The 13,819-nt window shown below is 60.0% G+C and carries 10 protein-coding genes and 1 tRNA gene; 10 read left to right on the top strand and 1 reads right to left on the bottom strand.

Annotated features, from left to right (window positions below):
- The first annotated feature begins 396 nt into the window (after nucleotides 1-396).
- The 9 genes from AC3I0A_RS14365 (at nucleotide 397) to AC3I0A_RS14325 (ending at nucleotide 12,240) form a co-directional block, all read left to right on the top strand.
- Nucleotides 397-735 (top strand): carboxymuconolactone decarboxylase family protein, encoded by a 339-nt coding sequence (locus AC3I0A_RS14365; RefSeq protein ID WP_489372530.1) that lies wholly within the window; start codon nucleotides 397-399, stop codon nucleotides 733-735.
- Nucleotides 736-883: 148 nt separating this feature from the next.
- The gene (fdnG, locus tag AC3I0A_RS14360) at nucleotides 884-3,949 is read left to right on the top strand and encodes a formate dehydrogenase-N subunit alpha (RefSeq protein ID WP_489372528.1); all 3,066 of its coding nucleotides are present in this window, start codon (nucleotides 884-886) and stop codon (nucleotides 3,947-3,949) included.
- Complete coding sequence (fdxH, locus tag AC3I0A_RS14355; RefSeq protein WP_489372526.1) at nucleotides 3,949-4,905, top strand: formate dehydrogenase subunit beta; 957 nt, start codon at nucleotides 3,949-3,951, stop codon at nucleotides 4,903-4,905. The genes fdnG and fdxH overlap by 1 nt, the downstream gene beginning before the upstream one ends.
- On the top strand, nucleotides 4,902-5,555 hold the full coding sequence (locus AC3I0A_RS14350) for a formate dehydrogenase subunit gamma (protein ID WP_489372524.1): 654 nt from the start codon (nucleotides 4,902-4,904) through the stop codon (nucleotides 5,553-5,555). The genes fdxH and AC3I0A_RS14350 overlap by 4 nt, the downstream gene beginning before the upstream one ends.
- A gap of 4 nt (nucleotides 5,556-5,559) precedes the next feature.
- Nucleotides 5,560-6,486, top strand: coding sequence for a formate dehydrogenase accessory protein FdhE (gene fdhE, locus AC3I0A_RS14345; protein WP_489372523.1), 927 nt, complete (start codon nucleotides 5,560-5,562; stop codon nucleotides 6,484-6,486).
- 67 nt (nucleotides 6,487-6,553) lie between these two features.
- A complete protein-coding gene (gene selA / locus AC3I0A_RS14340; protein WP_489372521.1) occupies nucleotides 6,554-7,984 on the top strand; it encodes an L-seryl-tRNA(Sec) selenium transferase in 1,431 nt (476 codons plus the stop codon).
- Nucleotides 7,981-9,900, top strand: coding sequence for a selenocysteine-specific translation elongation factor (selB, locus tag AC3I0A_RS14335; protein WP_489378503.1), 1,920 nt, complete (start codon nucleotides 7,981-7,983; stop codon nucleotides 9,898-9,900). Before selA ends, selB begins: the two co-directional genes overlap by 4 nt.
- 6 nt (nucleotides 9,901-9,906) lie before the next feature.
- Nucleotides 9,907-10,002: transfer RNA gene (locus AC3I0A_RS14330), tRNA-Sec, on the top strand.
- 336 nt (nucleotides 10,003-10,338) lie between these two features.
- Nucleotides 10,339-12,240 (top strand): potassium transporter Kup, encoded by a 1,902-nt coding sequence (locus AC3I0A_RS14325; RefSeq protein WP_489372520.1) that lies wholly within the window; start codon nucleotides 10,339-10,341, stop codon nucleotides 12,238-12,240.
- Nucleotides 12,241-12,311: 71 nt separating this feature from the next.
- Here the strand turns inward: AC3I0A_RS14325 and AC3I0A_RS14320 are convergent, their stop codons facing one another.
- Complete coding sequence (locus AC3I0A_RS14320; RefSeq protein ID WP_489372518.1) at nucleotides 12,312-13,187, bottom strand: LysR family transcriptional regulator; 876 nt, start codon at nucleotides 13,185-13,187, stop codon at nucleotides 12,312-12,314.
- 119 nt (nucleotides 13,188-13,306) lie between these two features.
- Between AC3I0A_RS14320 and AC3I0A_RS14315 the strand changes: the two genes are divergently transcribed.
- Nucleotides 13,307-13,732: a VOC family protein gene (locus tag AC3I0A_RS14315; protein ID WP_489372517.1), complete on the top strand. Its 426-nt coding sequence runs from the start codon at nucleotides 13,307-13,309 to the stop codon at nucleotides 13,730-13,732.
- Nucleotides 13,733-13,819: the final 87 nt, after the last annotated feature.

Raw genomic sequence — 13,819 nt, 5'->3', positions numbered from 1 at the left:
TGAACAATGCCATCAGGATGATGGGCCAACTTTCTATTTAAAAAGTCTTGTTTATTAATGGGTTGCGAATAATTTAAGGTTTTTACGTTGTTTCATATACGAAACAACGTTTCTTATTTGGCACGAAACTGCACATTCGATTGCACATCATGGGAAGTGGCCAAGAGGCAGTTCTTTTGAAGGTAACGTTGGATGTATGGAAAATGACGGGTTTGTTTTATATATGGAACGAGATGTCTGATCTGTGCCGGCTATTTATAAAAATCAGGCTATAAAGAACAGCACCGCGCGACCTTGAAGAGGTGATTCGCGAACGGGTCACCTTTGAAATGCCTGACAGGCCATACTGATTCAATGAGGCAATCCCCATCGCACCTCTAACGCGAGGAAACAAGGATGGAAAGCAAGAAAGAGCACAACATCTACCAACGTCTAAAACAGCAGTACCCGGATTACTTTGGCGCAGTGCAGGCCTTGGGTGCGGCTGCGCATCATGCCGGCCCGCTGGACGAGAAGGTTGTCCAGTTGATCCAGCTCGCTGCCGCAGCGGCCATCCGCTCCGAGGGCGCGGTGCACAGTCATACCAGACGGGCACTGGAAGCGGGCGCCACGACAGAACAGATCCATCACACGCTGATTTCACTGACAAGCACCATCGGTTTCCCGACCGTCGTTGCGGCCTTGAGCTGGGCTGATGATGTGATTGGGGGCGCAAGCAAGTTTGTGGCTGAGTAATACGACCTGACACCACCGATGATCGGTTTTCATCGTGCCCCCTGCAATCCTGACTAAAATGTCAAGTGTCGGTGAGCCTACAGCCGTCACCGTGATCGTCCTGGATCCTGGTTAATACCGGGTACCTCCACCTGATCAGGAGTGCACGATGGACCTCAACCGTCGTCAGTTCTTCAAGGTCGCCGCGATCGGCCTTGGAGGCTCGAGCCTGGCCGCGCTGGGCATGGCCCCCGCGCCTGCCTTCGCCGAGCAAGTCCGCCACTTCAAGCTGGCCCATACCCATGAAACCCGCAATACCTGCCCCTACTGCTCGGTGGGTTGCGGTTTGATCATGTATAGCCAGGGTGATATGGCCAAGAACGTCGCCCAGAGCATCATTCATATCGAAGGCGACGCCGACCATCCAGTCAACCGCGGTACCCTGTGCCCCAAAGGCGCGGGCCTGCTGGACTTCATCCATAGCCCCAACCGCCTGCAATACCCGCAGGTGCGCAAGCCGGGCAGCGAGGAGTGGACGCGGGTGTCCTGGGACGAAGCGATGGATCGCATCGCCGACCTGATGAAGGCCGACCGCGACGCCAACTTCGTCGAGAAGAACGCCCAGGGACAAACGGTGAACCGCTGGCTGACCACCGGTTTCCTCGCGGCGTCGGCGTCGTCCAACGAAGCGGGTTACATGACTCACAAGGTCGTGCGCAGTCTGGGCATGCTGGCGTTCGATAACCAGGCACGTGTCTGACATGGCCCGACGGTGGCAAGTCTTGCCCCGACGTTTGGCCGTGGTGCCATGACCAACCACTGGACCGATATCGCCAACGCGAATCTGGTTCTGGTGATGGGCGGCAACGCAGCAGAAGCCCACCCTTGCGGCTTCAAATGGGTGACCGAAGCCAAGGCTCACAACAAGGCGCGGTTGATCGTGATCGACCCAAGGTTCACCCGTACGGCCTCGGTGGCCGACTATTACGCGCCGATCCGCACGGGTACCGATATCGCCTTCATGGGCGGGTTGATCAACTATTTGCTCACTGAAGACAAGCTCCAGCACGAGTATGTGCGTGCCTATACGGACGTGTCGTTCATCGTCAAATCCGACTTCGGTTTCGAGGACGGGCTGTTTACCGGTTACGACGCCACCAAGCGCATCTATAGCGACAAGTCGAGCTGGGGCTATGAAATCGGCGAGGACGGCTTTGCCAAAGTCGACCCGACCCTGCAGGACCCACGTTGCGTCTACCAGCTGATGAAGCAGCACTACAGCCGCTACACCCTGGAGCTGGCCAGCCAGATCTGTGGCATGCCGCAAGACAGCATGCTCAAGATCTGGGAAGAGATCGCCACCTGCTCGCAACCGGGCAAGACCATGACGATCCTCTACGCCCTGGGCTGGACCCAGCATTCGGTCGGGTCGCAGATGATTCGTAGCGCGGCCATGGTGCAACTGCTGCTGGGCAACGTCGGCATGCCGGGCGGGGGCGTCAATGCCCTGCGCGGGCACTCCAACATCCAGGGCCTGACCGACCTTGGGCTGCTGTCGAACCTGCTGCCTGGCTATCTGACCCTGCCGGCCGATGCCGAACAGGACTACAACGCCTACATTGCCAAGCGCGCACTCAAACCGCTGCGCCCCGGGCAGATGTCTTACTGGCAGAACTACGGCAAGTTTCACGTCAGCCTGATGAAGGCCTGGTACGGCACCAATGCCACCGCTGAGAACCATTGGGGCTACGACTGGCTGCCCAAGCTCGACATCCCGGGCTACGACATCCTGAAGGTGTTCGACATGATGGGCCAGGGCAAAATCAACGGCTACATCTGCCAGGGCTTCAACCCGATCGCCGCCTTGCCCGACAAGAACCGCGTGATGAAGGCGCTGGCCAAACTCAAGTGGCTGGTGGTGATGGACCCACTGGCCACCGAGACCTCGGAGTTCTGGCGCAATGTCGGGCCTTACAACGATGTCGAAACGGCCAGCATCCAGACCGAAGTCATCCGCCTGCCCACCACCTGCTTCGCCGAAGAGAACGGCTCGCTGGTCAACAGCGGCCGCTGGCTGCAATGGCACTGGAAGGGGGCCGACGGCCCGGGGCAAGCGCGCACCGACGTGAAGATCATGGGCGATCTGTTCCTGCGCCTGCGCAAGCGTTACCAGGCCGACGGCGGTGCCTGGGCCGAGCCGATCCTCAAACTCAACTGGCCCTACAAGATACCCGATGACCCAACATCGGAAGAGCTCGCCCGGGAATTCAACGGCTACGCTGTTGCCGATATCACCGACGCCACGGGTGCGACGGTCAAGGCCGGTCAGCAACTGTCCGGCTTCGCCCAGCTCAAGGACGATGGCAGCACGGCTTCTGGTTGCTGGATCTTCTGCGGCAGCTGGACCGAGCAGGGCAACCTGATGGCCCGTCGCGACAACAGCGATCCGTTCGGGATGAAGCAGAACCTGGGGTGGGCCTGGGCCTGGCCGATGAACCGGCGGATTCTCTACAACCGTGCCTCTTGCGACCCTCAAGGCAAACCCTGGGCCGAGAACAAACGGCTGCTGTGGTGGAACGGCAAGCTCTGGACCGGTACCGACGTGCCCGACTACAAGGCCGACGCCGCACCGGAAGCGGGCATGAACCCGTTCATCATGAACCCCGAAGGCGTGGCGCGCTTCTTCGCCCTCGACAAGATGAACGAAGGGCCGTTCCCGGAGCACTACGAACCGTTCGAGACGCCCATCGGCATCAATCCGTTGCACCCCAACAACAAAAAGGCGACCAGTAACCCGGCCGGGCGCATCTTCGATTCGGTCTGGGAGACACTTGGGACGGCCAAGGACTTCCCCTATGCCGCCACCAGCTACCGGCTGACCGAGCACTTCCACTTCTGGACCAAGCATTGCCCCATCAATGCCGTGACCCAGCCCGAGCAATTTGTCGAGATCGGTGAAGCCTTGGCCAAGGAGAAGGGCATTGCCGCCGGTGACCGGGTGCGGGTCAGTTCCAAACGCGGGCATATCGAAGCGGTGGCAGTGGTGACCAAGCGGATCCGTCCGCTGCAGGTCAACAACCAGACCGTGCACCAGATCGGCATCCCGTTGCACTGGGGCTTCACCGGCGCAACCCGGCATGGCTACCTGACCAACACCCTCGTGCCGTTTCTCGGTGACGGCAATACCCAGACCCCGGAATCCAAGTCATTCCTGGTCAACCTGGAGAAAGTCTAATGGCCAGCCAAGACATCATCGCCCGTTCGGCCACCACCACCGAATCGCCCTCGGTGCGTCAGCAGGAGGGGGTGGCGAAGCTCATCGACACCACCAAATGCATCGGTTGCAAGGCCTGCCAGGTCGCCTGCTCGGAATGGAACGAAACGCGCGAGGAAGTCGGCCACAACCTTGGCACCTACGACAACCCTCAGGACCTCAGCGCAGACACCTGGACCTTGATGCGCTTCACCGAGCATGAAACCGATGCCGGCAACCTGGAATGGCTGATTCGCAAGGACGGCTGCATGCACTGCGCCGAGCCCGGCTGCCTGGCGGCGTGCCCGAGCCCGGGAGCGATCATCCAGCACGCCAATGGCATCGTCGATTTCGATCAGGACCATTGCATCGGTTGCGGGTATTGCATCACCGGTTGTCCGTTCAACATTCCGCGCATCTCGCAAAAGGACCACAAGGCCTACAAGTGCACACTGTGCTCGGACCGGGTGGCGGTGGGGCTGGAGCCGGCCTGCGTGAAAACCTGCCCGACCGGCGCCATCGTTTTCGGCACCAAGGAAGACATGAAAGAACACGCCGCCGAACGTATCGTCGACCTCAAGAGCCGCGGTTTCGAAAACGCCGGCTTGTATGACCCGCAGGGGGTCGGCGGCACCCACGTGATGTACGTGCTGCACCATGCCGACACGCCCAGACTGTATGCCGGGTTGCCGGATAACCCATCGATCAGTCCGCTGGTGGGCCTGTGGAAAGGCCTGAGCAAACCCCTGGCGCTGCTGGCCATGGGCGCGGCGGTGCTGGCCGGGTTCTTCCACTACGTACGCGTCGGGCCACAGTTGGTCGAGGAGGATGAACATCCGACCACCCTCGATCCGGCCGTGCATGAAGTCGATCCGTCGGTGCACACCTTTGATCCCACCTTTGATCCCAAAAAGCCGGGCGGGGAGGACAGGCCATGAACGACAAACCGATCCTGCGCTACACCGTCAACCAGCGCACCAACCACTGGCTGGTGGCAATTCTGTTCCTCATGGCCGCGCTGTCGGGATTGGCCTTGTTCCATCCGGCACTGTTCTGGCTCAGTAACCTGTTTGGCGGCGGTTCGTGGACGCGCATTCTGCATCCGTACATGGGTGTGGCGATGTTTGTGCTGTTCCTCGGACTGGTGTTCAGTTTCTGGCGGGCGAATTACTTCAGTGCCAATGACCGAATGTGGCTCAGGCGCGTCGGACGTGTCGTGCGTAACGAGGAGGAGGGCGTGCCGCCGGTTGGCAAGTACAACCCGGCGCAGAAGCTGCTGTTCTGGGTGTTGCTGATCTGCATGCTGGTGCTGCTGTTCACCGGGCTGGTGATCTGGCGCGCCTGGTTCAGCGAGTACTTCGGCATCACCAGCATTCGCTGGGCGATGCTGCTGCATGCGTTGGCAGGTTTCATCCTGGTGCTGAGCATCATCGTCCACGTCTATGCCGCTATCTGGATTCGCGGTTCGGTCAACGCCATGGTGCATGGCGGAGTCAGCCGCGCCTGGGCAAGAAAACACCATAAGCTCTGGTACCGGGAAGTGACCGGTGACGAGACGCCTGAGCGACCGATCACGAAAAAAGGATGACCCCTTGGCCACGATCCTCGAGCCCGGGCAGATAGAAGCGGCGGCGAGTTCACCGCCGTTTCTGTACCTGCCACCGAACAACCTGTTCACCTTGCGCGCGTTGCGTCTGGAACGCATGGCCGAGGGGCATCCACTGGCGGACTATCTGCGTTTGATCGCAGGTCTGTGTCACGTCCAGCAGCGCCTGATGGACGATCCGCCCGTGGCCGCCATGCCCGATCCCGAACGCCTGCGGTTATGCCAGCAACATGGCTTGCCACCGTTCGCCGCCGACAGCCTGGTGCGCGAAGACGTTTGGCTGCCGTATCTCGAGGCCTTGTTGCAGCGTTATCAAACACCGCCTCAACCGGCGGTAGAGAAAGCGCTGGCGACCTTGCGCAACGCCAACACCGGGCAACGCAAAGCCTGGGCGATTGCCTTGGTCAGCGGTCAGTATTCACTGCTGCCGGCAGCGCTGGTGCCGTTTCTCGGTGCAGCGCTGCAAGCGGCCTGGAGCCATTGGCTGCTGAGCACGCCCAACCTTGAACTGCAGCGTGGCGACAGCCTCAGCCAATGCCCGGCCTGCGGTTCGCCGGCGATGGCCGGGGTCATTCGTCATCGCGGCAAATACAACGGATTGCGTTATCTGGTGTGCTCGTTGTGCGCCTGCGAATGGCATGTGGTGCGGGTCAAGTGCGTGTATTGCGAACAGAGCAAGGGGCTTGAATACACAAGCTTCGAGGATGACCGTCATGCCGCCAATCAGGCGCCGTTGCGGGCGGAAGTCTGCCCCGGCTGCAACAGCTACCTGAAATTGATCTACCTGGAAAACGACGCCGAAGCCGAAGCCCTCTCGGCGGACCTGTCCAGCCTGATGCTGGACATACGCCTGGAGCAGGAAGGCTACCAGCGTCCATCACCCAATCTGATGCTGGCACCGGGAGGCGACTGAGCCCTTATCCCTGCGAGCCCAGCGGCTACACTCAGAGGCGACGGTCAATCGTTTCCGGGAGCCTCTGATGTCCGCAACATCCGCCGGCCAAGCCTTGCGGCTGCCCTCCATCGACAGCTTGCTGCGTCATCCCGCCTGCCAACCACTGGCCGAGCGTTATGGGCGTGAGGCACTGCTGGCCGGCCTGCGGCAACTGCTCGATGAGTTGCGCGAACCGGTGCACAAGGGTGAACTCGATGCCGTTGAAATCGCCCCCGACGTATTGGCGGGGAGGGCGGGCGAGCGTCTGGCGATCCAGCATCAAAGCCGGGTCCGCCGGGTGTTCAACCTCACCGGGACGGTGCTGCACACTAACCTCGGGCGGGCGTTGTTACCGGAGGAGGCTATCGAAGCGGTGCAACAGGCTGCCCGCTATCCGCTCAATCTGGAATTCGACTTGCACAGCGGCAAGCGCGGCGACCGCGATGACTTGATCGAAGGGCTGATCCGCGAGCTGACCGGCGCCGAAGCGGTGACGGTAGTCAACAACAATGCCGCCGCCGTGTTGCTCGCGCTCAACAGCCTGGGCGCGCGCAGGGAGGGCATTATCTCCCGAGGTGAGCTGATCGAAATCGGCGGTGCTTTTCGCATTCCCGACATCATGGCCCGGGCCGGGGTCAAACTGCATGAAGTGGGCACCACCAACCGCACCCATGCCGGTGATTACGAGGCTGCCATCGGCCCGCGCAGTGGTCTGCTGATGCGCGTACACGCAAGCAATTACTCAATTGAAGGCTTCACCGCCCGGGTGCCAACAGCTGAATTGGCGGAGCTGGCTCACCGCCACGGACTGCCGCTGCTCGAAGACCTGGGCAGCGGTAGTCTGCTGGACCTGACCCGCTGGGGCTTGCCCGCCGAACCTACGGTGCGTCAGGCCTTGATCGATGGCGCGGACATTGTCACCTTCAGCGGCGACAAATTACTTGGCGGTCCCCAGGCCGGGTTGATTGTCGGCCGCAAAGACCTGATCGCGAAGATCAAGAAGAATCCGCTCAAGCGTGCCCTGCGGGTCGACAAGCTGACCCTGGCCGCGCTCGAAGCCGTATTGACGCTGTACCGCGATCCTGATCGGCTGGCCGAACGGCTGCCGAGTCTGCGCTTGCTCACCCGACCCCAAGCCGACATCCTCGCTCAGGCTGAACGCCTGCAACCGTCGCTGGCGCATGTGTTGGGCGATGGCTGGAGCGTCAGCGCAGTACCGGCGCTGGGCATGATCGGCAGCGGCAGTCAGCCAGTGGCTCGATTGCCCAGCGCTGCTTTATGCCTGCGGCCGAACGTTTCCAAACGTCTGCGTGGGCGGCGATTGCTTGGGCTGGAGGCAGCGTTTCGGCAGCTGCGGATTCCAGTGCTCGGTCGCATCGATGACGATGCTCTATGGCTGGACTTGCGCCAACTGGACGACGAAGTGGCATGGCTGGCCCAACTCGATCAATTGCAGGAGGAGGGCCGGGACGGGTGATTGTCGGCACGGCGGGGCACATTGATCATGGCAAGACCTCCTTGCTCCAGGCATTAACCGGCCAGGCCGGCGACCGTCGCCGGGAAGAACGCGAACGCGGCATGACCATTGACCTGGGCTATATCTATGCGGCGCTGGAACCGGGCGCAGCCCTGACCGGTTTTATCGACGTGCCCGGCCATGAGCGCTTCACCCACAACATGCTGGCCGGAGCTCAGGGCATAGATCTGGTGTTGTTGGTGGTGGCGGCCGATGACGGTGTCATGCCCCAGACCCGCGAACATTTGGCGATTGTCGAGTTGCTGGGCATCCCTCGGGCACTGATTGCAATCACCAAATGCGACCGGGTCGATCCGGCCAGAGTGCAAGCCGTCCGGGAACAGATCGAAACATTGCTCGCACCCGGCCCCTACGCCGACGCGCCGCAGATTGCGCTGTCGAGCGTGACCGGCGAGGGTATCGAGACACTGCGTCAGGCATTGCTGGATGCGCAACATGAGGTTCTTCAACGCAGTGCCAGCGGCGGTTTTCGTCTGGCGATCGATCGGGCTTTCAGCGTGGCCGGCGCCGGCATCGTGGTGACCGGCACCGCGTTGTCCGGGCAGGTTGCCGTGGGCGATACGCTGATGTTGAGTCCGCTGGGCAAACCCGTGCGGGTGCGAGGCCTGCATGCGCAAAACCAGGCGGCTGACTGCGCAACGGCCGGGCAGCGAGTCGCGCTGAACCTGAGCGCCGACCGTTTGGCCCTGGAGCAGATTCACCGTGGTCATTGGCTGTTGGCCGAATGGCTGCATGCGCCCACTCAGCGTCTGGATATCGAGATGGCATTGTTGGCCAGCGAAGCGCGAAGCTTCGAGCACTTTCAACCGGTGCACGTGCATCTGGGTACTCAGGATGTGACCGGGCGAGTGGCCTTGCTGGAGGGCTCCAGCCTGGCACCGGGTGAGCAGATGTTCGCGCAACTGCTGGTGAACGCGCCGGTGCTGGGGGTGAAGGGCGACCGCTTGATCCTGCGCGACCAAAGCGCCCAACGCACCCTTGGCGGTGGCCGAGTGCTCGACCCGTTCGCCCCAGCCCGACAACGCCGCAGTCCCGAACGATTGGCGCAGCTACAGGCGCTGGCCACCACGAACAGCCTGGAAGAGGCACTGCCGGCGCTACTGGCCAACAGCGACATCGGGCTCGATCCCCAGCGCCTGGAGCGCCAGTTCAACCGTCCGCGCGATAGCTGGGTGTTGCCCGCTGACGTGCGCTTGATCGAGACGCGGCAGGGGCCGTTGCTGTTCAGTGCAGTGCGCTGGGAAGCCCTGAAAGCGCCGTTGCTGGAACACCTCGCACGCTTTCATCAACTGGAACCGGATCAAATGGGACCCGACAGGGATCGCCTGCGTCGGTTCACCGGCACCGCGCTGGAGCGGCCGACCTTTATCAGTCTGCTCGACGAATTATTGGCCAGCGGTTCGATCGTCGCCAGCGGCCCATGGCTGCATTTACCCGATCATCAGGTGCGTTTGAGCGAGGACGACGAAACCCTGTGGCAACAGTTACAGCCGCTGTTCGAACAGGCGGGTTTCGATCCGCCGTGGGTGCGTGATTTGGCCAAAGGCGCTGGCCATGACGAGGCCACCGTGCGCCTGCTGCTGCGCAAGATGGCGCGCTTGGGACTGCTGCATCAAGTCGTCCGTGACCTGTTTTACACCGACACGCTGGTGCGCCGATTGGCAGCTATGCTGGTGCAACAGGCCCGCGATAATCCGGTGATTCAGGTCGCCGCGTTTCGCGATGCCGTGGGCCTGGGGCGCAAGCGTAGCATTCAGATTCTTGAGTACTTCGACCGGATCGGCCTGACCCGACGCTTTGGCGATCGGCGCCACATCCGGCTCGACAATGCACTGGCCCAACAAACAGCAGACTGACTTCAAGGAAGGCAATCGCGCCCGGTGGCGCGGCCGGGCTTCAAACCCGGTTGGGGACGGCAGCCGTTCCCGGGCAGGTCCGACTCCCGCTGCCTTCCGCCATACCGCCATTGTAGGAGCGAGCTTGCTCGCGATGGTCGTTAACGATAACGCGTGTTTACTGGCTAAACGCGGCGCTCTTGAGTCCATCGCGAGCAAGCTCGCTCCTACAAAAGAGACCTCATGTCCTTAACTGAACGGCATTGCAGTCTTTGCCTGTGTGTCTACCGCCCCGGCATTCATATAGCGACCCTGTCGGAGGTCAGCATGACCAGGAGTGGGAGTAGGGCGCGCGTTAGCCGTAAAAATTTTACGATATTTTTACGGTAGGTGTTTTTACCCACAACGATACTGGCAGTCGATTTTTATATCGGCCATTCGATTTTAGAGAAGCAACAAGTGAGCGAAACAGCGACCCGTGAATATGAAGACTCCCACACCAAGACTTCAGGCGTGGGCTTGCTCGTCGCCGCTGTCGGGGTGGTCTACGGAGATATTGGCACCAGCCCGCTTTACACCTTGAAAGAGGTGTTCGCCGGTCACTACGGTGTCCAGGCAAACCACGATGGCGTGCTGGGTATTCTGTCGTTGATCTTCTGGTCACTGATCTGGGTGGTCTCGATCAAGTACGTGCTGTTCATCCTTCGCGCTGACAACCAGGGCGAAGGCGGCATCATGGCCTTGACCGCATTGGCCCGGCGCGCTGCTGCTCCCTATCCGCACTTGAGTAAAGTGCTGGTCCTGCTCGGACTGTTCGGTGCCGCGCTTTTCTACGGTGACAGCATGATCACCCCGGCAATCTCGGTGCTCTCCGCTGTTGAAGGGCTTCAGCTGGCATTTGATGGAATCGAGCACTGGGTTGTCCCCTTGTCCGTGATCGTACTGGTGGCGCTGTTCTTGATTCAGAAACACGGTACGGCAAGGATTGGCACTCTCTTCGGACCGGTGATGGTGCTGTGGTTTGTGGTTCTCGGAGCCCTCGGGATCTACGGCATCTTGCAGCGCCCCGAAGTGCTGCAAGCGCTTAACCCCTATTGGGGCGCGCACTTTTTTATCGCTCATCCGGGGATTGGTGTGGCCATCCTCGGCGCAGTCGTGCTCGCGCTGACCGGCGCCGAAGCGCTGTATGCCGACATGGGCCATTTCGGCCGCAAGCCGATTGCTCGCGCCTGGTTCATCCTGGTACTGCCAGGATTGGTGCTGAATTACTTTGGCCAAGGCGCGTTGATCCTGGAGAACCCTGAGGCTGTACGCAATCCTTTCTATCTCCTGGCGCCGGGCTGGGCGCTCTTGCCGATGGTCGGACTCTCTACGCTGGCGACCATCATTGCTTCACAAGCAGTGATTTCCGGAGCCTTCTCCTTGACTCGTCAGGCCATCCAGCTGGGCTATGTTCCCCGTATGTTTATCCAACATACCTCCAGCCAGGAACAGGGTCAGATTTACATCGGCATGGTGAACTGGGCGTTGATGGTGGGCGTGGTACTGCTGGTCATCGGCTTCGAATCTTCCAGTGCTTTGGCTGCGGCGTATGGGGTCGCGGTGACGGGCACCATGCTGATCACCACCATTCTGTCCTCAGCGGTAGCCCTGCTCCTATGGAAAACGCCTCGCTGGCTGGCAATCCCGATGCTTCTCGGTTTTCTGCTGGTGGACAGCCTGTACTTCGCGGCCAACGCACCGAAGATTTTTCAAGGCGGTGCCTTTCCCGTCATCGCGGGCATTGGGCTGTTCATGTTGATGACGACCTGGAAACGCGGCCGCAAGATCATGGTCGAGCGGCTGGATGAAACCGCTCTTCCACTACCGCTATTCATTAGCAGCATCCGCTCGCAGCCGCCACATCGCGTGCAAGGTACAGCGGTGTTTCTGACTGCCAGGGCAGATGCGGTCCCTCATGCGCTCCTGCACAACCTGCTGCATAACCAGGTGCTGCACGAACAGGTGGTGTTGCTCACCGTGGTGTCCGAAGACAGTCCGCGGGTGGCGGCGGATCGGCGCTTCGAGGTCGAGGCTTATGGCGAGGGATTCTTCCGGGTAAACCTGCACTTTGGCTTTATCGAGGAGCCCGATGTACCCGCCGCATTGAGTCTGTGTCACTTGAGTGAACTAAATTTCAGCCCGATGCGTACGACCTATTTCCTTAGCCGCGAAACGGTTATCCCGACCAAGCGTATCGGCATGGCTCGTTGGCGAGAAAGCCTGTTTGCCTTTCTGCTGAAGAACGCCAACAGCAACCTGAAGTACTTCAAGCTGCCGTTGAACAGGGTGATAGAGCTAGGTACTCAGGTTGAGATGTAGGGGGCATGTTCGTCATCTGTTGGCTTGGCTTTCCAGGTGTAGCAGCCGGTAGGCCGCAGTGCTGGTCTGATTCATAAGCCGCTTTGAACCTGCTCACCAATAAGTTGGGCCAGTATCCTCACCGGTTCGGTAAAGCTTTGCCGAGACCGGTGTACGAGCCCGATATCACGATGGAAGGTGTGCTGTCCCAGATCCAGTGCCCGCACACCGGCGGGCCACTCTTGATGAGTGGCTGTCTGCGGCACCAGTGCTACACCGACACCATTTTCAACCAGCTTGATGATGGCCTCCAGTTCATCCAGCTCGCAAACCTCACGCAAGGTGAAATGCGCCTGCCGCAGGAAACGGTCGACCTGTCTGCCGCCGAATGATGATCGGTCATACCGAATGAAGGGTTGGCTGGAAAGCAATTGCGACCAATCTTCTCCGGGCACATCGCGCGGAACGATCAACCGGTAGGGTTCAAGCGCCAAGGTCGTCCAGCGCAAATCGCTTTGCAGCGAGAAGGGTGGGCGAATGATTGCTGCCATGTCGATCTCGCCCGCATCAACCAGGTTAACCAACTCCATCGATAGACCGGGGATTACACGGGTTCGGCATTGCGGGCACTGTTGATGAAATTTGGCCAGCGCGTCCGGTAAAAAGGAGCGCTGCACCGAAGCGATAGCGCCGATGTTCACCAGAACGCTGGCCGGTACCCCAACCGTGGTGGAGCCCAGGTTGTCATAAAGGCGAAGCAGTTCCTGCGCCTGCAGGAGTATCTGATGCCCCATCCTGTTCAGATGGGCCGAGCGTCCCTTGCGGTCGAAAATCTGGAAACCCAGCTCGGCCTCCAGTCGTTGCATCTGGGCGCTTACCGCCGCCTGGGTAAGACCAATCTTGTTCCCGGCAGCTGCAAAGGTGCCTTCCCGCGCGACGGCGATGAGTGTTTTCAGTTCTTTGATCATTCACAAATATTAATTGTGTTTCTAAGAAATATATATTGATTTTTTTGCTTGGTCTGCGGCTCTACGATAGCTCCGTCCTCAAAAACAAAACCGCTAACAACACCTCAATTGGAGTTCCGATGAGCCTTTCTCCTTTTCACCTGGCGATCCCTGTTTATGACCTCGCGGCGGCACGCACCTTTTACGGTGAAGTGTTCGGACTGGAAGAGGGTCGCTCCAGCACGCAATGGGTCGATTTCAACTTCTATGGCCATCAACTGGTTATTCATGAGCACCCAAAGACCGCTTCCCAAGAGAGTGTTCATAGCAATCCGGTAGACGGGCATGACGTACCCGTTCCGCACTTCGGCATTGTCCTGGGCTGGGAGCAATGGGAGGCACTGGCCGAACGACTGAAGTCCTTCGGTACCGAGTTTGTGATTGAACCCTACATTCGTTTCAAAGGGCAGGTGGGCGAACAAGCGACGATGTTCCTGTTCGATCCGTGTGGCAACGCACTTGAGTTCAAGGCGTTCAAGGATATGGGCCAGCTCTTCGCAAAATAATAGAACTAATGGCACAACCTTGTTGTGCCATCTGATTTCAAGTGAGCTGGAAGCTCATGACTCTAGCAACTGCCACATAACGCAGTC

This window comes from Pseudomonas sp. KH_024_B2, from assembly GCF_057839965.1.
This window is presented reverse-complemented; position numbering and strand designations above follow the sequence as displayed.